This is a genomic window from Candidatus Hydrogenedentota bacterium, assembly GCA_012523015.1.
Classification (GTDB): Bacteria; Hydrogenedentota; Hydrogenedentia; order Hydrogenedentales; family CAITNO01; genus JAAYBJ01.
In genome coordinates, this window is record JAAYJI010000140.1 from 1 (window position 1) to 20,588 (window position 20,588).

Here is a 20,588-nt window from a genome sequence, read left to right on the forward strand (position 1 = left end):
GGCTACTTCAATTTATTAATGCTCACTCACAAGGAAAAGGTTCCTGCCCAAGCTCCGGAAGACCTGCCGTCATCCCGCGTCTTTCGGGGCACCGGTCTGGCCGTGTTAAACACGACGATCCTTAATGGCGAAGATAATATCCAAATCCATTTCAAATCCAGCCCCTTCGGTTCTCAGAGTCACGGTCATAACGCAAATAACAGTTTTCTTTTGAATCTGCACGGGGAATGTGCCTTGATTCAATCGGGCAAACGCGATATTCACGGCAGTCCCTTTCACCGAGAATGGATGTGGCAAAGCAAGTCGAATAATGCCATCCTTGTCAACGGCAAGGGACAGCATTCACACACCGCGTCAGCAAAGGGCGCTATCACACATTTCTACACCGGCGACGCCTTGGATGTAGTGGCCGGGGAAGCCATTGATAATTACGAAGATCTCCACCGCTGGGGCCGCAGAATCCTTTTCTTCAAACCGAATGTGATTCTCATCCATGATGTACTGGAAGCCGAAGAACCCGCCACCTTCCAGTGGCTCTTGCATGCAGAGTCCCCTTTTATTCTTGGTGAAAATAACCTGCAGCTGGAAACCAAAGGTGGACAAGTGGAGGTAGACTTCCTGAGGCCCGAAAAGTTGACCCTTTCACAAAGCGATGTCTTTGACACACCGCCCCATGAATGGGCAAAACTTAATTTAAAAGAATGGCATTTTACAGCGGCCACAGAAAAACCACAAGACGCGATGGAGTTCATCACCCTCTTTCGTATTGATGAAGCCGATGCAGATGCCTCGATTACAGAAGAAGACAGCAAGACCCGTATAGAACTGCGTTTCGCGGCAGATAGAGCAACCGTTGTATTGGAACGGCGGGGCTTTCAGATTCAATACCGATCCATCGATAAACAGTGGAATGACGACCACCCGTCTTTAGATGCCTCTTAAAAAATACGATTTTTTCGGAAATTGACATACCCCGCATATTTATGAAATGCTTTATAGACTTTTCAAATAATTTACGGATTCTTGGCTCAACTGTCGAGTTCCATTGAATCTAAAAACGCCCTTGGGAGAATTGCTTTATGGAAGAGAAAATGGAAGAGAAAAAAGGATGTCTTAGTTTCTTATGGCGTGCAATACGACGCTTTTTATTCTGTCTGCTCTGTTTAATATTACTCCTTGGCGGTTTGTTCTGTGGGTTCTTCTCGAACCAATTGTACAACCGTTATTCCTTGTATCCTCGACAGGCGGCGGCTTGGAAGAAATACGCGGAAGAACTGCAACCAGTACAATTGAAAACGGGCTGGAATGAATACCGCGGCGTCATGCACAGCCACTCTGAAATCTCCCATGACAGCTTGGTCAAATTCCCTGAAATTGTGGAATATATGCACGAGGCACGTTGTAATTTCATTTTCATGTCCGACCATTTTGTAGACGGTAAAGCGGATTACTCTTTAGGTTGGAAAGGGATTCATGACGGCGTTTTGTTTATCCGCGGTTTTGAGATGCAAGAAGGATTTTTCCCTTGGGGTCTTCCCGACGATACGGTATTTTCGCAAAACGATGACCCTGCCGAGCTTGCCCGCCGTATCCGATCCTTAGGCGGTATCCTGTGCCTGGGTCACAATGAAGAAATGCGGCCTTGGGAAATTCCGGAAATTGACGGTATGGAAATTTACAACATCCATACCGATCTGAAAGATGAAATGGCAGATCGATATGACAAGATCGAAACCTTCAAAGATCTGCTGATCAATTACCGCAAATATGGGGATCAGGCGCTGCGCGGCACCTTTGACGCCTGGACACTCAACAGGGTCGTTCAGAAGTGGGATGATATGAGCAAATTCAGGAAGATCTCCGCTTATGCCGCCAATGATTGCCATCAAAACGTGGGGGTACGGGGCTTCTACACAGAAAATGACACGCTCATGTTATTGGATACCGGCCACGACGATCCCGCACGGAAGAGCGGCGAATATAAATTAAATTTCGCCACACGCCCCTTGCTGCGCCTTTTCTTCGGTGAATTGACACCGGGTAAAGAACTGTTTCGTATCGATCTGGATCCTTATGTCCGTTCCTCGCGCTTTGTAAATACCCATTTGCTCGCCAAAGAAATGACCGAAGAAGCCCTCCTTGATGCTGTCCGTGTAGGCCGCGCCTTTGTTGCCTTCAACATGCTGGCTGATGCCGAAGGTTTCGCCTATATTGCGGAAAGCAACGGCAAACAAGTAACCATGGGCGAAAGTATTCCCCTCGCACCGGGACTGAAGCTGATTGCGGAAGCGCCCTTGTCCTGTCGGTTTATACTGATCAAAAAAGGGAAAAAGGTTGTGTCTCAAGACGGGAAGCGTTTCGAGTTTGAAGTGACGGAACCGGGCAAATATCGTCTGGAAGCGGCGCTCGCAATTCCGGGCGAAACGATGCTCATCGACGACAGCACCGTCAACAACATGGCGCCTTGGATCATTACGAATCCTATCGAAGTAACCGCCCCGGCAGCGAGTGTTGTTGAAAGTGCAACGCCCCGGGAAATTCAAGAATCAAAACCCATGAATCAGAGTCCGACACCGATTTTGGAAGAGACGCTATAGTATTAAGGAGGCAAGAGCCGCGCCGATTAAAATAAGTTAGGAAAGCGCCGAAGAGAAGAGTCCTTCCCCAAAGGCATAAAATTACCTTTGGGGAAGAGAATAGAATGCCCCTTTGTTTATGTTATGATCAAGGAGTTGGCGGGCACCCTTGGTGGAACCGCCTCTAAAACTATAACTATTGGATCACCGGTACAACAGATGAGGTTGCCGCCATAAAAACTTTTTTTAAAGGGATTCTACTCGTACTTGCGCTTATCGCCGTTTTTCTCGCAGGCCCTGTCTTCTATTATTTTCCCTGCTACAACTTTCGCGTGGTAAGTCCGGGTTCTTTTTACGGGTCACGCCAAATGGGCGGCTCTGCACTGGAATCTACCATCAACAAATATGGCATCGGTACAGTCTTTAATTTGCGCGGCGCTCATCCGGGAGAGGCATGGTATGACGCGGAAGCGGCGGCCTGTGAACGTACAGGCGCGACGTTGGTAAATCTGGGATGGTCCAAAAGCAGTTTGCCTGATCCCGCCTCGTTGATGGAATTTGTAGAAACCATTGAATCCGGCAAAGGCGCTTTCTTGGCGCACTGTTCCGGCGGCACCCACCGGACCGGTGTCGCTTCAGCCGTATTTTTATTGCTTCAAGGCGAGGATGTGCCGACGGCGCGCAAACAATTCCGACTCGGATTCAATGATGCGCCCATCGGTAAATTACTAGACCTTTACGAAAAAAATGATCTCGCCTTCCGTCAATGGGTTGAAGAAATATATCCCAATGAATATGAAACGCTGAAAGCCCGAGACAAAGCCATGCTGCCTTTGCAAAGCGCGCCAGAAGAAGCGCTGCAGTTGGCTTTGAATACAGCCTCTTTTTAACGGTCCTCCCCAAAACTCCGCCCTTCACGGTGCCCCCTCAGATTCTTGAAGGATTCCGTCTCTTTGTAGGGTTCTAAGGCGACGCGCACAAGGCCATCCCAAAGTATCCGCATGGGTAGGGTAGGTGTCAAAACGCCGCGCCACCGTTATTTCTTGACACGAAGTCATTTTTCATTACAAAAATGAATAAATATCCGTCTGTATCGTCTTATCCAGTGTAGGGCAGTATAAAATGCGCTTATGGTCGTTGTTCATGGCGTTGTCGGTTTTCTGTCCGGTTCATAGATACACCGGCTGCATTGAAGATTTTCATTCAAATCAAGCAGCTTTGTGAAGGCGGTAAAATGGTGTATTATATGGGCAAAGAGGGAACCCTATGCCGACCACACAAAGCGCAATCACAGTTGAAGACAATGAACTTGTCGCCCAAGCACGCAAAGGCGATATGAAAGCTTTTGAAGCCCTTGTCCGCAAGTACCGCAATGACGTGTATGCGCTGTGCTATTACTTTACACGGAACCGCGAAGATGCGTGGGACTTGTCTCAGGAAGTTTTCATTAAGGCCCATCGCGGTCTGAGCAAGTTTCGCGGTGATGCGGCATTCAAGACGTGGTTGTTGCGAATCGCTGCGAATCAAAGCAAAGATCACCTAAAAAAACGGCGCATACAGACCACGCCTTATGAAGACAGTTGGCGTGTTGGGGAAGTGGAAACTGATCACAACCCCCGTTCAGCCATAGAAGCCAAGGAATTGGGCAAGGCCATTGATGCCGCAGTCAGTCAGCTTCCGATCAAGCAGCGCACCGCCTTTATTTTGCGTGAATATGACGGACTTTCCTATCAGGAAATGGCCGAGGTCATGGAATGCAGTATCGGCACCGTAATGAGCCGTTTATTCCACGCGCGACAACGTCTACAGCAACTATTGAGTCCCATGGGGCTTTGGGAGAATGATACAAATGTTTAAAAAGAAAAAGAAAATGTTAATCGCGGCACAGTTCGACAATGTGCCTCATGATAAAAACGCCGATCCGACGAAGCAGCAGGATGCCCCCCGATCCTCTTACGAAACCATGCTGTCCCGATTACGAGAAGGCGCCGCCGCCCATGTGGCGGATACGCCTGTCATCAGCGATGGGCAATTTGGTCTTTTCATGGAAGGCATCCACGAGGGTATTCATGAAAGGACACCAAAGGTTTCAGGCTTATGGGCCATGGCGTCCTTCGCCACGGTGACGCTTCTGATCCTCCTTTCCTTGCTAGCCTTTTTCGCAGGCGGCCCCGATCCTGTCCGCGCCACCGAAATCGAATCAGTATCCACGGAATTGCAAGGTGTCACGATCAACTTCTATGAAAATGCACAGGGCCTGTCCACGGTGAAGGTCACCATGCCGGAGAATGGCTTGTGGTAAGGCTTCGCGCTATTTTTCTCTTCTCATTACTGCTGAGTTGTGCCGCCCTTGCCGATAACGCCCTTTCGCTGCGCTGTCAAGTGGTGCAAGCAACAACTGAAGAGCACAGTACCCCTTATTTTGACGCAAAAGCAAAGGCTATAAAACATTTACTTGACGATCTCCCCTTCAACACCTTTCGAACCCTCAAGGAGTCTGAGGAGAAGGTGGATGAAAATCTGCAGACAAAGGTCGCCTTAAATCCGCGCTATACCATGACCATGCTCACTTCCGGCACAGACAGCACAGGACGTATCCGGCTTATTGTACGCGTAAACTTACTGCCCAAAGAGCCCGACAAATCTGAACAACAAGTGCTTGAAACAACCTTGCTGCTTGCTCCCGGCGGTAAAGCACGGGTCTGTGGATTGCGTTGTGAAAAAGAAAGTGAGCTCATTGTCGTTTTGACGCGCATTTAAGGAACCCACCACGCCAACCACAGGGAGTGCCGCCATGACTGTCCGGGTATACAGCATTTTATCGATTTTTGTCTATGCGGCGCTGAGCCCATTCATTCATGCCTCCGAAACAATCACGCTGCCTCTGATTCGCGTGGAGGAAGGCAGGCTCCAAGACGACGACGGGGGACATTATTTTCTACGAGGCATCAATCAAGGCAGGAAGTCGCCGAGGAACCTACACCGAAGCTGGCAACAGCCGGAAGACTACCACAACCTGCGCCGTTGGGGTATGAATGCCCTTCGCATGATGATGTTCTGGTCCGCGTTGGAACCGGAACCCGGCGAATACAATGAAGCCTATTTGCAGGTCTTAGACGAGCAAATCGATTGGGCACGGGATGCAGGGCTCTATGTGATTCTGGACATGCACCAAGATCTGTGGGGATACAGCATCCCGGGCGGCAACGGCGCGCCCCAATGGGCAACTTTAGATGACGGACAAGCCCATCAGACCTTGGGATCCGTGTGGAGCACCGCCTATTATGTGAGCCCACAGATCCAACACGCCTTTGATAACTTTTGGAAGAATACCAAGGGACCGGGCGATATCGGTATTCAAGATCGCTACGCCGCTGCATGGCGTCACGTAGCAGCGCGCTACGCCGACCGCACGGAAGTCATCGGTTTCGACCTCATGAACGAAGCTTTTCCGGGATCCATGGTTCAAGAATCGGCAGCGGCGCTGCTGGAACTCGTCCCCAAGCTCCTTGACACGGCATCACTGCCCGCCAGCCTCCCCGAAATTCTCGACAGTATCGACGCCAACACCATGCCGCCATGGCTCCTTGAGGCGCTCGATAATACGGAAACCTACCGGATGATTTTAGACGCGCTCCACCCAATGACGGCACGTTTCGAAACGGACTATTTGATGCCCATGTACGAGCGGGTACATCGCGCCATTCGCGAAGTGAACAAGACCGGTATATTCTTTTTGGAACCCTGTGTGCTCGCCAATATTGGCGTTGCCACCGCCATCACGGCGCTGAAAGATTCGGAGGGCGTCCGCGATCCGCTGCAGGCTTATATGCCCCATGCCTACGATATTGTCACAGACACGCCCTTCTCCCACCAACCCAGTGAAAAACGCCTGCAGATCATTGTCCAACAAAAACGCCTGGATGCGGCGCGCTTGGAAATGCCGCTACTCATCGGTGAATGGGGAGCCTATTATCGCTCCGATAAAACGCAGGATGCAGCGCGGATGATGAACCGCCTTCTCGAAGAAGCACAGGTATGCGGCGCCTTCTATTGGGAATATCACCGGGCTTTGGATACAGCCGTTTATTTCGAAGTCTTGAGTAAAGCGGCTCCTCTCCGTGTGGCAGGCATTTTGGAGACAGCCCGTTTCAACGCCGAGGAAGGGCTCTTTTCCTGTCAATGGAAAAACATTCCGGGCACGGGCGTTAGCGTTTTTTCATTGCCCCCCGCTTGGCAGCAAAAAACGCTTGACATCACTGTGTCACCTCCCGAACTGCAGGGGGAAATAAAAGCGAACCCCCGTTGGCAGGATACACCACAGCTGGTTGTAGACGCTTCGGATAGCCCTGTGACGGCAAGCCTTGAAGTACGGCTGACCACGCCGGTGGAACGAGCAGTAAGCCCCTAACAGCAGGCGATGGATTAGATACCCGGCGAAAAGAAAAGGGCGGTATCATCTTTGTTATGGGTGTCGGCCCCTATATTTTTTCCGTCCTCATCAGTGGTCGGCTTCGCTTTTTTCCGCCATTCGTCCAGAATATGGTAGACAACGATCCCGAAAGCGGTAGCCACATTAATACTCTTTTTGTAGCCGAACATGGGGATCTGAACCACAGCGCTGCAACGACGCAAGACTCGGGCATTCACCCCATTTTCTTCATTACCGAAAACGACCGCTACGGGACTGGGCCAGCAGAAATCACGATAATCGGGCGCGCCCTCCACCGTCTCTACTGCCACTACGGGAATGCCCTGTTCCTCCAGCACATCCAGACAATCCCGATTCCGCTCATAGTAGCTCCACGGCACATAATCAAATGCGCCCAAGGCCGTCTTCTCCAGTTTCTTGTGGGGAGGGTGGGCGGTCATACCGCAAAGATGCAAATGGGTGACGGCACAGGCGTCCGCCGTTCTAAAGATGCTTCCCACGTTGAAGGCACTGCGCAGATTGTCCAGCATGACGTGTATAGGCGCGCGCGCCAAGGCTATGCGCTCCTCGTCGGGCACCCCTGCATACCATGGTTCACGATTCACCAATGTATGATAATGTTGCTCTTGAACCATTAGTCAATTCTAAGTACGGCGCTCATCTCTTCAGTCTGCGCTTTTATTTCCGCCTTGTACTCAAGCTGCAGCATGGTTTTGAGTATTTCTTTGTCCAGCCCTTCCGAGTAATCTGTGATGACCCTTTCCAAATCCTTGGCGAAACCTGTGCCGCTGAAACGCTGCGTATCGGTCAAAAGACTTTGCTGCAACTCATTGATCCGTGACTGTACTTCACGGAGCCCACGCATCCGATGTTGAGCCTCTGAAGGGAATTCATCGCCAATAACGCGGTAGGCGTCTTCTGATTGTTTGAGCAAAGCCACGGCTTCGGCAAAATGATTTCTTGCCGCCTCTTCTTCAGCCAGACTTTTCAAATCATCAGCTTGCCGTAATTGCTCTTGATATTGCGCCAACTGCTCATCCCGTTTTTGTATGAGTGCCGCCACTTCCAAGCGCCGCTTTTCCGCCGAAGGATGCAGCATATTCACAGACAAGGCTTTTGCAAAGCCGCCAAGGGCTTCTTCAAGCATACCTTTTTGGAGTTTATCTTCTGCCGATTCATAATAATAATTGGCTATCTTTGCCACAACATCCCGACGTTCCGGCGAACTCGCGACAGCCTGTTCATATTCCCAGACGGCCCGTTCGCGAAAACCTGCCTCATAGAGCATATCCCCAATTTTCGCGTACATGTCGGCAGTGAAAGACGTCAATTTTTGGTAGTTCGTATCTGCCGCATCCAGTTCATTTTCTTTTCCCCGTTCCACATAAAAGGCATAGGCATTCAGTACATACCGTTCTAACTGTGCTGTTGAAATGGAGCTTTGAACCGTTGTCGAGGTAATGACAGACCACCACACATCCGCCACCGCATTCACAGAACGGCTAATATCTGTTATGCTCCTTGCAGCAGCGCCCCCGCGAAAACCGGAACCGCTTTTGTACTCGCTTTCAAGCAAATCATTGGCTTTGTTAGCCTCCAAAACACTGCGCTCTAAAGGTTCCATTGATTCGAGGGTACGACGTGATTCGGGCTTCAAATTTCCCGCATCAGCCAAGGACTCGGCATCACGGTAATATTGTGTGCGTATGGCGGGATCGCCTGTTGCCATGGGCGCCGTAACACGGCTGACCAATTTACCGAGGACCCCCAATCGCCATGCAAAATAAGCATCAATACGCGCGCCCCGCGTCGTACTCAATAGCGCCATTTCATTTTCGATTGCATGGATCGGGTCAGCGTTCATATCGGGAAATAAGGTTTCCATCTCAACAGGCGACAAAGCTGCGCCGGCACGGACTTCTTCTTGCAGCCTTGTCAAGGGCAAGTTTTTTTCTCGTGAAAGGAGGTGCAGCGCCGTGTTCACGACCGTCGACTCTACACGAGGTCCCCAAGCCTGAGCCGACAGCGTACAACCGACTACTGCCACGACAAGAAGCATATGAAAATAAAAACGATTATTCATGGAACAGTTTCCTTGTTTCTTCAGGGCTACTGCCTGGATTGACGGATTTGCGAGACCAGCACCTCAATCTCATTCAAACGCAGCTTTTGCGGATCCTCTTTCGCCAAGTCAAGATAATATTCCAGCTCTTGCAGTCCCGCTTCGGTGGAACCGCGATTGATCAACAGCAAGCCCAGCTCCAGCCGTGCCGCAGGATAATCAGCATGCATGGATATGGCACGGCGATAGGCTTGTTCCGCTTGGTTGGTATCATGCTGCAGTGCAAAGATACGCCCTTGAATCGTTGCTTGGCGCGCCGTGTTCAAGCCGGATTCGCTTGCTTGCCGTGCCATGGCCGCGGCGCGGTCTAAGACATCTTTGTCCATGTAGGCAATCGCCATTTGCAGGGCAGCTGCGCCTGCAAATTCACTTTTACCGTTGGAGATGGGTTCCAATGCCGCCAAGGCTTCGTCGACCAATTTGTTTTCCTGAAGGCACAGTGCATGAAAAAAACTTGCGCGCACATCGTCGGGCAATAATTTTTTGGCATCTGTCAATAAGCTCAGCGCCTTGCCGTTTTCACCTTGTTTCATTTCCAATAGGCCGGCATTTAATTTGACCAATCCCTCCAGATCATCGGGCAGTTCGGTTACCGATTCCAACAAGGGCAGCGCCTGTGCTTCTTCATCACGCATTAAAGAAGCGACGGCACGCACGACGGTCGCCCGCATGTTTTCCGGATGATCCGCCAAGACTTTGTCCAACTCGGATACTGCCGCATCAGGCGCATCATCCAACAGCATGGACAGGCCCGGAAGGGATGGGGCAACAGGAGCGCCCATGATCTGCGCCAAGCGTACGCGCTCACGAAATTCCTTATATTCTTCTTCGACGCCGCGAAGCAAGGCAAGCAACTTCAACAGTTCCGCGTCCCCTGAATACCGTTCTTGAACCGCCAGCTCCAGCAACGCGCTGAGACGTGCTCTGTCTGTGGTCTTCTGATCGCGTTCAGCAGCGAGGACGGCAAGAATCAAGGCGTCCCGTTCACGGGCGCCGTGCTGCCTTGCCACGGCCTCAAAAGTCTCTGATGCGCGCCCAAACTGATTCGCATTCCAACAGATGACGCCCAAGAGGAACTGGGCTTCTTCATCTTTCGGCGCATTATGGATATGGCTTTGCAATAATTCGATGGCGTCTCCGTAATCACCGGAAGCCGCAACACGGCGCGCCTCTCCAACAGGATCTTGAAGCATAAAGAAGGCAAAGAAAGCCAATCCCGCCAGAATGAGCAGTACCAAGACGCCTAAAACAGCATAGCCGAAAATGCGATTGAAATTGGCCCTGACTTTTTTATCGTCCTGTTTATCCTGTTGTTCTATTTTTTGGCCGGTCAGCAGATTCGTTCCGCACTTCACACAAACGATGTCTCCGGAACCCACAGCAGCGCCGCAGGCGGGACAGTGTGAACTGCTTGAAGTTCCCGTATCAGCGGCGGGTACGGCCCGGTTTTTAAGCGGTCCTCCGCAATGGATGCAGTCGTCTGACGAGGCATCCGCCAGACCGCCGCAGAAAGGACACTTGATCATTTTTGCCACGATAAAATCCCTTCTTGTGTTTTCAATCAGTCTTCCAGCTTCAACGTGTTACAACCCGTTTCCGTTGGGAAGCAGGCATCATAAATCTAAGTCATCGGGCAAATAGCTGCCACAATGGGAGCATTCTTCTTTGGCGACCCACGTGCGGCGGCCGCAATGAGGGCATTTGGGCCAAAACAGAGACGGAATACTCAGTCCTGCAATAGCTACTACAAGGGTACTCATAATTACCAAATAGGGTATATGAATCATGGAAAAACTTCCAATGGCACTATCGAACTTTCCGTCAGTTGTCCTAAATGATTATACCTGAAAACAAAAGCAAAGCATGAGTGCTTGTTTTCTCTTTTCCGTCCGCTATCTTTTGAACAGATCTTTAGCAGACGAATTGAGTCCTGTGTATTTGCGCGGTACTCCCCAATCATCATCGTCGACGGTACTTTTCGTCTTCGGTTGTTCCTGGTAAAAGCGGGACTTATGTTTGTATTGCGGCTTCAAAGGACGCAAACGGTGAACGAGCGCAAGTATAACAATGAATAGAACAAGCTCAAGCCATATGATCCAATTGGGATCGTATTCCTCCCATTCCCAAAACCGAAGAAGCGGTGTTGTCCAATATACATGATCTGTCTCATCATGGATAATCCGCATGGACGACGTACTTTTGAACCAAGCAGACACTTTTACCAACACAAAGATAAAAACGTGCATCACATAGCTTAAAACAACAATCTGAAGCAAAAACACCAAGGCAGGCACAGAATAACGGCGTGTAAAATAAAATATGACCCCCAGTAAAAGCGCGCCAACAATCAGTAGAACGGCATTTTCTTTCAGAAAAGGTAAAATCGGCTGAAAGAGTTCTGCATAAAATTCCATGAACGCGCTCCAGTCTGTTTTTTTCGCTTCTATAGCACACTTTGGAATATTATAGTACAAGAAACCAAAAGAAAAAACAAAGAGTCTTTAATGAATAGCTCATGCTATTTTTAGCATCAGAAATCAAAAAACTATCTTTGCTTCATTGATCTTTAAAAAAGGAGTCTGAACCATGCGCATTTTAAAACGGATCATCGTCATTAGTTTAGGAGTACTACTGCTTCTTGGTATCGGCGCATATGTATGGCTCCATCCCGGCCGCGGTCCCCGTGAAGAAATTGATCCAAACGCCAACGGTTGGGCAGAAGAGGTGGACGGCGCTATGGTGCTGCATCTCAAAGGAACACCCTACGAAATGGGCTATCAACGGGGTTACCTCGCCAAAGAAAAGGTTCGGCTTACCATGGATCTTTTCGACGGTTTGCTGAAACAGGCAGAACAGGAAGTGGGGCTGCCCCGATTCGCCTCCAATCTGATCCTTGATATTACCTACGCCCTATGCGCGCCTTACATTCCGGAAAGCTACAAACGAGAAATGGAAGGGCTTGCCGACGGAAGCGGCTGCGATCTCAGGATCTTTAGACGGGGACATGTCTTGTCCGTGATTACTGAACGTGGCTGCAGCGCCTTCGCTGTTTGGGGTAAAGCAACAACAGACGGCGCTCTCTATCACGGCCGTAATTTTGACTGGATCACTTCTGCCGGGCTGGAAGACACCGCCTTGCTTTGTTTATATGAACCTGAAGGATTGAAAGCCTTCGCATCCGTGGGCTACGCAGGATTAATCGGTGTTTACAGCGGCATGAATATGGAAGGCATATCGATTAGCCAGATTGGCGCCGTCACCAAAGATAAATCGCTGCGCGGGCTGCCCCTCGAATTAATTTTACGCAGGATACTGGAAGAATGCGGCAATATTGACGAAGTGCGGGCACTCATGAATCAGGTTAAACACACGGTAGGCTTCAATTATGTGGTTGCCGACGGTGACGCCAAAACAGCGCGCGCCTTTGAAACTACGGCCCATCATGTGGCGGAATTCGGGCCCAACGACCCCAAAGAAACCGTGGAATATGCCAAGCCCATGGAAGACGCCGTTTATCGTTCAGACGAGGCAATGGATCCCGTGGTCCGCAGTCTGCAAGACTGCGCCAATGCGCCGCAATTGCCCTATGGCTCCAATTCCTATGATCACCGTTACATGGGCATCGTCAACGGTATCACTGAAAATTACGGGAACATCGATCAAGCCATTGCTTTAGAAATCTTGAAAGCAACGGCCATGAAAAACGCGAATCTCCACGGCGTCCTTGCCAATTCAACTACCCGTGAATTATGGGTAGCCCATGCGAAGAATGGTCAAAACGCCTCCCTGCAGCCTTACATTCATTTCGACCTGAAACGGCTCTTTTTGAAACCTGAAGAAAGACCCGCCCTTGAAGCGGAACCGGCGGAGGAGGTGGAGCCGCCCGTTGAAGTTGAAGCGGCTGCTGAACCCGAAACCCCTGAAACAACGCCCTGATATGACAGTTTTACATCGATAACGTATAATTTTCAGTTATCATGAAGAATGCAAATCCTGATGGTTTTAACTGAAAAACACATCTTGTAGACGGATATTACTTGACATATCACAGGATATAGTATAAACTATGCGCAAATGGGTCTGAAGAACCTGCTGAATAAACATAGCTCAACGGAGACGAGTCATTGTGCGTGAAGGGAGTCCATCCAATTTGATCCGCTTGGTTTATGCCGATAGCAGACCTATTATTTGCAATGACCAACTCGACACGGCAGATAAGGAGAGCGTTCGCACGTGAAAACCGTAGCCACTTTACCTGAAGCATGTCGCCGATTCATTTCGTCTTACATTACATACAATTCGGTGATCCTTTTTGTCACAGTTATTTTCCTAATCACCGGTTGCGCCAATCAGTCCTATGACCAAGGTCATATACGTCCCTCCGTTCGTATAGATCATGCCCCCGTCGATACGGACGCCGACCGAGTTGTCGACGTGAACGCTTTGCTCAACGAAGCAGAAGCAGAACTTCAAAAAGCTAATGCCGCCCACGAACAAGGTAATTTTGACGCTGCCCAAGCCCATTACCAACGGGTACTGAAACTGCTTTTAGATGCCAACCTGGATCCTGCTCTTTTCTATGAATCCAACGGACAGCTTGAAGCAATCTTGAAGATGTACTTGAAACATGCCCACCTTTACCATCATCCTGAGGGGCGTCTCGGTTCTTCCAAAACAGGGGTCTACAACGACATTGCCATTAGTCTGCCCCTGCCTAAATATGTAGAAGCAGAAATTGCCGAGCTGCGGGAACGCTATCCCGGTACCTTTCAGCGGGGACTCGATCGCAGCGCACGCTATATGCCTTATATAAGAGAATACTTCCGCTCCCAAGGCTTGCCCGAAGATCTAGCGTGGCTCGCCATGGTTGAAAGCATGTTTCGTCCTGATGCCGTTTCTCCTGCAGGCGCAGGCGGTATGTGGCAGTTCATGCGCGCCACGGGACGGCGCTTCTCGCTGCGAATGGACAGTTACGTAGATGAACGGAAAAACTGGCGCAGTTCAACCCAAGCGGCGGCAGAATATCTGAAGTGTTTGTACAATTTCTTTGATGGTGATTGGTCGCTTGCTGTAACAGCATACAATATGGGTGAAGGCGGCTTATCACGGGCGATGGAAGCCAATGGCGGCGACCGCAATTTTTGGAATCTTATTGAGACGCCTCCTGCTTCCGAGCGCATTAAACAAGAATCGAAAAAGTATTATCCCCGTCTGCTCGCCTATATCGTGGTTGCCAACGCGCCGGAAAGATACGGATTTAACCGCCCGGACAGTACCATCGAAAGCATAGATTTTGTGCCCGTAAATGGACGCTACAACTTGGCGGAACTGGATAAGACCTTAGGATTAAACGCAGGGACCCTGTCGGAGCTTAATCCCGATCTGATCCAAAAAGCGACACCCCCTCAAGGGGAATATATGATGGCTGTACCGCTAAGCCATCGAGAACAATTGTTGGCTGCCCTCAAAACGACGAAGCCCGTTCAGTATGCGGCGCCCGTGGAAAAGGCACCTGCATCAGCGCCTCAAAAAGGCGGCGTACACAGAGTGCGCAAAGGCGAAACGATTTCCAGCATCGCACGCACTTATGGCGTGTCGGAACAGCAGCTCATGCAAGCCAATCGGATTCGTAACGCCAGACAGCTGCAGGCGAATCAATCGCTCCATATCCCCGGCGTCGTATCGACCAGCAAAGATCCCGCCCTTGCTCTAGCTCAAGAAAAAGCCTCCACCGTGACCGTCAAAGAGTCTGCCGCTTCGACCTATACCGTAAAAACAGGGGATACCTTGTCTGCCATAGCCTGCAGTCATAAAACCTCGGTAACGGCGCTGACAAAACTGAACAACCTCAAAGAAGGCGATTGTATCCGTGTCGGCCAGGTGCTTAATCTCGGCACAGCAGCCGCGCCCGCACAAGAATCTGCCCCGCGCTACCATGAAGTCAAATCCGGTGAATATCCCAGCGTCATCGCCAAACTCTACGGCGTTTCCACCCCTGATCTGCTCCGCTGGAATAATCTCACACCCCAATCCGTGATTCGCGCAGGTGATCGTCTGGTCATCGGCGGTCCCGGCGGGAAAGCCGCTTCGACAACCGCTGTCGCCGAACAAAATAATACACCGAGCAAAGCACAAAAAGCTGAAGTGAAGACCCATAAAATTGCGCCGGGTGAAACCGCCTCCGCCATTGCGGCCCGTTATGGCGTTAAAACGGCGAACCTCCTCGCTGCCAATGATCTCACCGCCAAATCTATATTGATCGTTGGACACACATTGACAATCCCACAGGCGCAGCAAGGTATCAGCACCCGTGACCAATCGAAGGACATCCAGCTCTCCAAGGCATCACAAAAGAAAACGGTGCACACCGTCACGGCGGGACAAAACCCCACCTCCATCGCACAACGTTATGGCGTTAAAGTCAAAGATTTGTTTGAATGGAACAACTGGCCGGATGCGCCCGTCCTGCGTGTAGGTGATAAGGTCTCCATTTACCAAGATTGATCGCTGGCCAATCCGCTGCAGCCTAAGCTGAGAGTCTTAGGATCCAAAAGCATGTCTGTATTTCGGACCGCCTGTCCCCGCTTCATTTTCTTTCCTCTAAATCTTCGAAAAAGACATTTTCCCTTCGCAAAAATCCATGGCGCCCTGCCCCGCGTCAATGTCTCCATAAGATATTCTTTACTGTGCCCTATTTTCTGTGCATAATAACAGTTCCCCAATAGCAAAAAGGCTATACCGGAAAGAAGCCTACACCCTATCATAAGGACGTCTTTTATGAAGCTTCGACACAAGTCTGTGAGTCGACGCCAATTTTTAGCTGCCTGCGCCCGCACTGCCGCCTTGGGAACAACCGTGACAAGTCTCTATGCGCCCCGCGCCCACAGCGCCTTATCCATGGCACGCCGGGTGCCGCCTTCCGAACAAATCCGATTGGCAGTCATTGGCACAGGCGGCATGGGCCGTCGTCATATCGAAGCCCTAAGCGAGAATCCCCAATGCAGCTTGGCGGCCGTATGTGATGTTGCCACGGGACGCTTCAAACCCGTTTTGGAATGGCTCAAAAAAGAGCGTAATATTGAACCGGACGGTTATCAAGATTTTAGGCACATTCTGGATCGTAAAGATATTGATGCCGTACTCGTGGCAACACCGGATCATTGGCATCCCATGCTCACGATTCTCGGATGTCAGGCGGGCAAAGATGTCTATGTGGAAAAACCGGCGGCAACCACCGTTGCGGAAGGCAGGGCTATGGTTGAAGCGGCACGCCGTTACGGGCGGGTCGTCCAATTGGGAACACAACAGCGGACGATGCCTCTTTTCCAAACTGCCATGACTCGGATACACCGCGGCGATATTGGCAAGGTGACCGCCGCATCCGTATGGGTAGGGCAAAACGTGTGGCAGACCGGCGAGACGCGCCAAGAAGTGCCCCGCGGTCTCGATTGGGATCTTTGGCTTGGGCCCGCTCCTAAAGTGCCCTTTTCCATGGAACGTTATACTGGATGGATGGGCTGGCACGACTATGCCCGAGGCGGCCAGTTCACCAATTGGGGCGTTCATCTGCTCGACATTGTTCATTGGGGAATCGGTCAGGATCGTCCGCTCAGCGTCCAGGCTTCGGGCGGCAGTTTTACAAAAGAAATCGGACAGGACAATTATGAAATCCTGACTGCCCTCTATGAATACCCCGGTTGTCTCGTGAGCTGGGAACAGCGCCCAAGCGATTTTCGCGAAGGGAAAAGTTATGGCATTTGCTTTTACGGGGAAGAGGGCGCACTCAGCGTTGACCGTGCTTCCCTCGTAATCCGACGAAATGAGCAGGTCAAAGAGGAACTCGTAGGAGAGCCTGAGGAAAGTTGGGCACATCCCCCCCACCACAACGATTTCTTCGCGTCCATTCGCAGCCGCAGCCGACCTGCCGCCGACATCGAACAAGGAGTGCGTTCGACCAATGCGCCCTTACTCGGAGGCATTGCCCTTAAAACGCGACGCAAATTATATTGGGATGGCGACCAAGAATTGTTTAGGAACGATCCCCAAGCCAATCAGCATTTAACCCGCGCCTATCGTACACCATGGTATATTTGAGGCAAGGAAGCATGATGAGACACTATCTATACCTTTGGTTGTTCGCAGTTGTTATAAGCAGCACTGCTTTGAGCGGCATTCCGCCGGCCTTGGATCAATTGGTGATAGACCTCGAGAGCGGAGACAATGGCACGCTGCAGGCCCGGGCGCGCCAAGTGCTGCCTTCATATGGAATAGGGGCCGCGGAAAAAATGATTCCCCTCCTCACCCATGCAAACCAAAAAACCGCTGCCGCTGCGCTCCGCGTCTTGGAAGATATCCTCCATGAAAGTATCCATCAAGCGACACAGGAAGAACAGCAGTGCCTCAGCGCGCTCATCGTCTCCCTGCTGGCGCCCGAAACAACAGACCAACAAAAAGTACTCGCTTTACAGCTCCTGCCCTATGTTCCCTATCTCCAAATACCTCTCGATAATCTTTCCGCTTTGCTTCAACAGGAAGCGTGGCGTGAAGCGACACGAACCGCTTTGCAACAGCTGCAAAGCCCACAGGCTCATGAGCTTTTATGCGAAGCCTTGAACGACGCCGATGACTCCTTTAAAGTGGCGCTGCTTCGTTCCATCGCCGCCTTTCCACCGGAAGCGCTTTGCCCCGAACTCAAGAAATATTTAGATGCGCCTTCCGACGCGGTACGGGCTGCCGCCTTGCGTGCACTGGCAAAAACAGGCGATCCGGATCTCTTGCCGCGGGCACAGCAGATCTGTGAAGAAGTTTCCGAAGAATATGCTTTTGACGCGTGGGATGGCAGGCTCCGCATCAATGATGCGCTGGCTGAGCGCGGCGGTATGTGGGAACAGGTCATGGAGTCCTATCGAAACATACTGAAACATGCGCCCTATACGCTTATTCAGGGCGGCGCTATAATCGGGCTCGGCCGTTACGGAGACAGCGGCAGTATCTCAATGATTATGGACGCTCTGGATGAGGACAAGGAAGGTGTCTTGGAAGCCGCTGCCCTGGAAGCCTTTCGCGCCCTCAAAGGCAGGGAAGTGCGGATGGAGCTTGCAGCACTGTGGGCTCATTGCAGCGCCACCATGAAAATAGGATTCGTGGAGCTCTTTGCAGATCATCCCTATCCCGAATATAAGGAAGTACTGCTGGCTGCCGCTGAAGACGATAATCTCCTCGTCCAAAAGGCTGCACGAAAGGCGCTGGTACAAACAGCCCTTCCCGAAGGTGTCGCTATTTTTGAGGCCTGTCTCAGGGCAGACAAAGACACAGCCCACACCGATACCTACAAGGAAGCGCTCGAAGCGCTCCCATTGCTAGCGGAACGCTTGCTGCAAGCAGGGCATAAAGAAGCGTCGGGGCAGGCTTGGCTTAGTATCTATCGCCACGCTGAGCAAGACGCGCTGCGCGGCCAAGCCCTTGAACATATCATTCAGAATCCTGTAGCCGAAGCCTTTGATATAATCCTTGACCTCGCAGATGGAGACACCCTGCTCCATCTGCCGCCCGTCGGTCTTTTCGGAATCGCGTTGAAGGCGATCGCAGGAGACCGCGTTGAAGAAGGGCAGCGGCTTTTGGAGCGGGCGCTGCCGCAGATGACCACGACGCAGACCGTTCAAGAAGCCCTTGCAATGCTGCCCGCCCATGACAGCGATCCCACACTAAGGAGTAAATTGGGAATCATTCCAAGTTGGCATATTGTCGGACCTTTCCCATGGTCAGCAGCAGCGGGTTTCTCCCAAAATTATATCAACGAGCCGCAGATTAATTTGAAAGCTTCCTACATACGCGATGAAGATACATTGACATGGAAAGAAGTGCATAGCGCTGACCCGGGCGGGCTCATCAACCTACACAGCGTGCTCGGTGCTATCGACGCATCTGTCGCCTTCGCCTTTATACAAATTGAGGTTGAAGAAGGCGGCCCCGCGCAACTGCGCGCAGGTTCTGATGACGGCCTCCGTGTCTGGGTCAATGAGACGTTGGTGTGGGAAAAAGATGCAGACCGCGGCTATACCTTAGATGAAGATGTGGTCGACATTGAGCTGCGCCCGGGTATCAACAGCTTGCTCGCAGCGATCACACAACATGCAGGCGGATGGGCCTTCGGAATACGTCTCACCTATCCCGACGGCAGCCCCATGTACTGCACCCCTGTTTTATAGCGATACAAATAGTTTTTAAGATAGACATAAAACCCTTGGCAAGAAAGGACTAGCATGATGAGAATGATATTGGTATTCACAATGATATTTGCTGTAGTCGGCGTTGCAGAAGAAGCTACGCTGCACTTCGAGAAGATGCGGATCGGCACCGCCAATTTTGAAGCTGCCTCCATTTTTGATGTGGACAATGATGGTGTTAAAGACCTTTTCTCAGGCGGCTTCTGGTATAAAGGACCTGATTTTAAGACCGCCCATAAAGTGACCGAAATTCAGGCAATCCAAAATTATTTTGACGACTTCTCCAACATACCTGTTGATGTAAACGGTGACGGGCTGATGGATATTATCACAGGCGGCTGGTGGGGGCTCACCCTGCAGTGGCGCGAAAACCCCGGCAATACCGGAGAATGGATCACCCACGACATCGCAGAAGTGGGTAATATTGAACGCACCTGCCCTTGCGATTTCGACAATGACGGTTATCCTGAATTCATTCCTGTAGTCACCCCTGTAAGTGTTTTCAAGCTGATCCGAGATGAAGACGGCAAAGGGACAGGCCGCTTTGAAAAGTATGTCATTTCCGGCGGTACCGGCGGGCACGGCTTGGGCTGTGGCGATATCAACGGTGACGGGCGCAACGATATCATTCTTGCCGGAGGCTGGCTGGAAGCACCGGAAGATCCGTATCAAGGCGACGCCTGGATTTGGCATGAAGAATTTGAGCTGGATCATGCAAGCCTGCCTATTTTGGTCTATGATGTGAACGGTGACGGGCTGAACGATCTCATCTATGGCGCCGCACATGATTACGGATTGTGGTGGATGGAACAGGGCAAAGACGAGGCGGGCAAGCGCAGCTGGACACGCCACGACATTGATACTGAACGTTCCCAATATCATGACTTGCGCTTGGTCGATCTGGACAATGACGGCAAATTAGAGCTGATCACAGGCAAACGGTACTATGCTCACAACGGCAGCGACCCCGGCGCTGACGATCCCATAGGGCTCTATTACTTCAAGATCGACGGCACCACCTTCACACGGCACACCATTGATTACGGTGAGGCGGGCAAAGCAAGCGGCGCAGGTATTTATTTCTGGGTCGATGATGTGGACGGCAACGGCTGGCAAGACATCTTAGCGCCGGGCAAAGACGGACTCTACCTTTTCCTAAACCAAGGTTTCAAAGACACCAACTGAGCCGGATGATGGAACAAAGATAGGGAGCCCGGGTACACAATACCCGG

Annotated in this window: 17 protein-coding genes; 12 read left to right on the plus strand and 5 right to left on the minus strand. The window is 51.1% G+C overall.

Annotated features, from left to right (window positions below):
- The 7 genes from GX117_05780 to GX117_05810 all read left to right on the plus strand — a co-directional run.
- A partial coding sequence (locus tag GX117_05780; protein NLO32852.1) for a hypothetical protein occupies nucleotides 1–942 on the plus strand: 942 nt, incomplete at its 5' end.
- Between the two features lie 137 nt (nucleotides 943–1,079).
- Nucleotides 1,080–2,597, plus strand: coding sequence for a hypothetical protein (locus tag GX117_05785; protein ID NLO32853.1), 1,518 nt, complete (start codon nucleotides 1,080–1,082; stop codon nucleotides 2,595–2,597).
- Nucleotides 2,598–2,944: 347 nt separating this feature from the next.
- On the plus strand, nucleotides 2,945–3,466 hold the full coding sequence (locus GX117_05790) for a dual specificity protein phosphatase family protein (protein ID NLO32854.1): 522 nt from the start codon (nucleotides 2,945–2,947) through the stop codon (nucleotides 3,464–3,466).
- Between the two features lie 376 nt (nucleotides 3,467–3,842).
- On the plus strand, nucleotides 3,843–4,433 hold the full coding sequence (locus tag GX117_05795) for a sigma-70 family RNA polymerase sigma factor (protein NLO32855.1): 591 nt from the start codon (nucleotides 3,843–3,845) through the stop codon (nucleotides 4,431–4,433).
- Nucleotides 4,426–4,878 (plus strand): hypothetical protein, encoded by a 453-nt coding sequence (locus GX117_05800; protein NLO32856.1) that lies wholly within the window; start codon nucleotides 4,426–4,428, stop codon nucleotides 4,876–4,878. The genes GX117_05795 and GX117_05800 overlap by 8 nt, the downstream gene beginning before the upstream one ends.
- The gene (locus tag GX117_05805; GenBank protein ID NLO32857.1) at nucleotides 4,872–5,336 is read left to right on the plus strand and encodes a hypothetical protein; all 465 of its coding nucleotides are present in this window, start codon (nucleotides 4,872–4,874) and stop codon (nucleotides 5,334–5,336) included. The genes GX117_05800 and GX117_05805 overlap by 7 nt, the downstream gene beginning before the upstream one ends.
- 34 nt (nucleotides 5,337–5,370) lie before the next feature.
- The gene (locus GX117_05810) at nucleotides 5,371–6,987 is read left to right on the plus strand and encodes a cellulase family glycosylhydrolase (GenBank protein ID NLO32858.1); all 1,617 of its coding nucleotides are present in this window, start codon (nucleotides 5,371–5,373) and stop codon (nucleotides 6,985–6,987) included.
- Nucleotides 6,988–7,001: 14 nt separating this feature from the next.
- On the opposite strand, the gene GX117_05815 is transcribed toward GX117_05810, so the two are convergent.
- From GX117_05815 to GX117_05835, 5 genes are all read right to left on the minus strand, one after another.
- Nucleotides 7,002–7,643: an RNA methyltransferase gene (locus GX117_05815; protein ID NLO32859.1), complete on the minus strand. Its 642-nt coding sequence runs from the start codon at nucleotides 7,641–7,643 to the stop codon at nucleotides 7,002–7,004.
- Entirely contained in the window at nucleotides 7,643–9,091 is a 1,449-nt protein-coding gene (locus GX117_05820) for a hypothetical protein (GenBank protein NLO32860.1), read from the minus strand. Before GX117_05820 ends, GX117_05815 begins: the two co-directional genes overlap by 1 nt.
- Nucleotides 9,092–9,117: 26 nt before the next feature.
- Nucleotides 9,118–10,665: a tetratricopeptide repeat protein gene (locus tag GX117_05825; GenBank protein NLO32861.1), complete on the minus strand. Its 1,548-nt coding sequence runs from the start codon at nucleotides 10,663–10,665 to the stop codon at nucleotides 9,118–9,120.
- 78 nt (nucleotides 10,666–10,743) lie between these two features.
- Nucleotides 10,744–10,917, minus strand: a complete 174-nt coding sequence (locus GX117_05830) for a hypothetical protein (GenBank protein NLO32862.1) — start codon at nucleotides 10,915–10,917, stop codon at nucleotides 10,744–10,746.
- 105 nt (nucleotides 10,918–11,022) lie between these two features.
- Complete coding sequence (locus GX117_05835) at nucleotides 11,023–11,544, minus strand: hypothetical protein (protein ID NLO32863.1); 522 nt, start codon at nucleotides 11,542–11,544, stop codon at nucleotides 11,023–11,025.
- A gap of 172 nt (nucleotides 11,545–11,716) precedes the next feature.
- On the opposite strand from GX117_05835, the gene GX117_05840 reads away from it, so the two are divergent.
- From GX117_05840 to GX117_05860, 5 genes are all read left to right on the plus strand, one after another.
- The gene (locus tag GX117_05840; GenBank protein ID NLO32864.1) at nucleotides 11,717–13,066 is read left to right on the plus strand and encodes a hypothetical protein; all 1,350 of its coding nucleotides are present in this window, start codon (nucleotides 11,717–11,719) and stop codon (nucleotides 13,064–13,066) included.
- A 297-nt stretch (nucleotides 13,067–13,363) separates the two neighbouring features.
- Nucleotides 13,364–15,634 carry a LysM peptidoglycan-binding domain-containing protein gene (locus GX117_05845; protein ID NLO32865.1) on the plus strand — a complete coding sequence of 757 codons (2,271 nt, stop codon included), beginning with the start codon at nucleotides 13,364–13,366 and terminating at the stop codon, nucleotides 15,632–15,634.
- Nucleotides 15,635–15,907: 273 nt separating this feature from the next.
- A complete protein-coding gene (locus GX117_05850) occupies nucleotides 15,908–17,224 on the plus strand; it encodes a Gfo/Idh/MocA family oxidoreductase (protein NLO32866.1) in 1,317 nt (438 codons plus the stop codon).
- An 11-nt stretch (nucleotides 17,225–17,235) separates the two neighbouring features.
- Nucleotides 17,236–19,338: a hypothetical protein gene (locus tag GX117_05855; GenBank protein ID NLO32867.1), complete on the plus strand. Its 2,103-nt coding sequence runs from the start codon at nucleotides 17,236–17,238 to the stop codon at nucleotides 19,336–19,338.
- A 54-nt stretch (nucleotides 19,339–19,392) separates the two neighbouring features.
- Nucleotides 19,393–20,541 carry a VCBS repeat-containing protein gene (locus GX117_05860; GenBank protein NLO32868.1) on the plus strand — a complete coding sequence of 383 codons (1,149 nt, stop codon included), beginning with the start codon at nucleotides 19,393–19,395 and terminating at the stop codon, nucleotides 20,539–20,541.
- The last annotated feature ends 47 nt before the right edge of the window (nucleotides 20,542–20,588 follow it).

Bases quoted from the DNA above. Each gene is read 5' to 3' on its own strand.
- GX117_05840 (NLO32864.1), top strand. From the start codon at position 11,717: ATGCGCATTTTAAAACGGATCATCGTCATTAGTTTAGGAGTACTACTG.
- GX117_05820 (NLO32860.1), bottom strand. From the start codon at position 9,091: ATGAATAATCGTTTTTATTTTCATATGCTTCTTGTCGTGGCAGTAGTC.
- GX117_05855 (NLO32867.1), top strand. From the start codon at position 17,236: ATGATGAGACACTATCTATACCTTTGGTTGTTCGCAGTTGTTATAAGC.
- GX117_05830 (NLO32862.1), bottom strand. From the start codon at position 10,917: ATGATTCATATACCCTATTTGGTAATTATGAGTACCCTTGTAGTAGCT.
- GX117_05800 (NLO32856.1), top strand. From the start codon at position 4,426: ATGTTTAAAAAGAAAAAGAAAATGTTAATCGCGGCACAGTTCGACAAT.
- GX117_05815 (NLO32859.1), bottom strand. From the start codon at position 7,643: ATGGTTCAAGAGCAACATTATCATACATTGGTGAATCGTGAACCATGG.
- GX117_05795 (NLO32855.1), top strand. From the start codon at position 3,843: ATGCCGACCACACAAAGCGCAATCACAGTTGAAGACAATGAACTTGTC.
- GX117_05790 (NLO32854.1), top strand. From the start codon at position 2,945: ATGGGCGGCTCTGCACTGGAATCTACCATCAACAAATATGGCATCGGT.
- GX117_05850 (NLO32866.1), top strand. From the start codon at position 15,908: ATGAAGCTTCGACACAAGTCTGTGAGTCGACGCCAATTTTTAGCTGCC.
- GX117_05835 (NLO32863.1), bottom strand. From the start codon at position 11,544: ATGGAATTTTATGCAGAACTCTTTCAGCCGATTTTACCTTTTCTGAAA.
- GX117_05860 (NLO32868.1), top strand. From the start codon at position 19,393: ATGATGAGAATGATATTGGTATTCACAATGATATTTGCTGTAGTCGGC.
- GX117_05810 (NLO32858.1), top strand. From the start codon at position 5,371: ATGACTGTCCGGGTATACAGCATTTTATCGATTTTTGTCTATGCGGCG.
- GX117_05785 (NLO32853.1), top strand. From the start codon at position 1,080: ATGGAAGAGAAAATGGAAGAGAAAAAAGGATGTCTTAGTTTCTTATGG.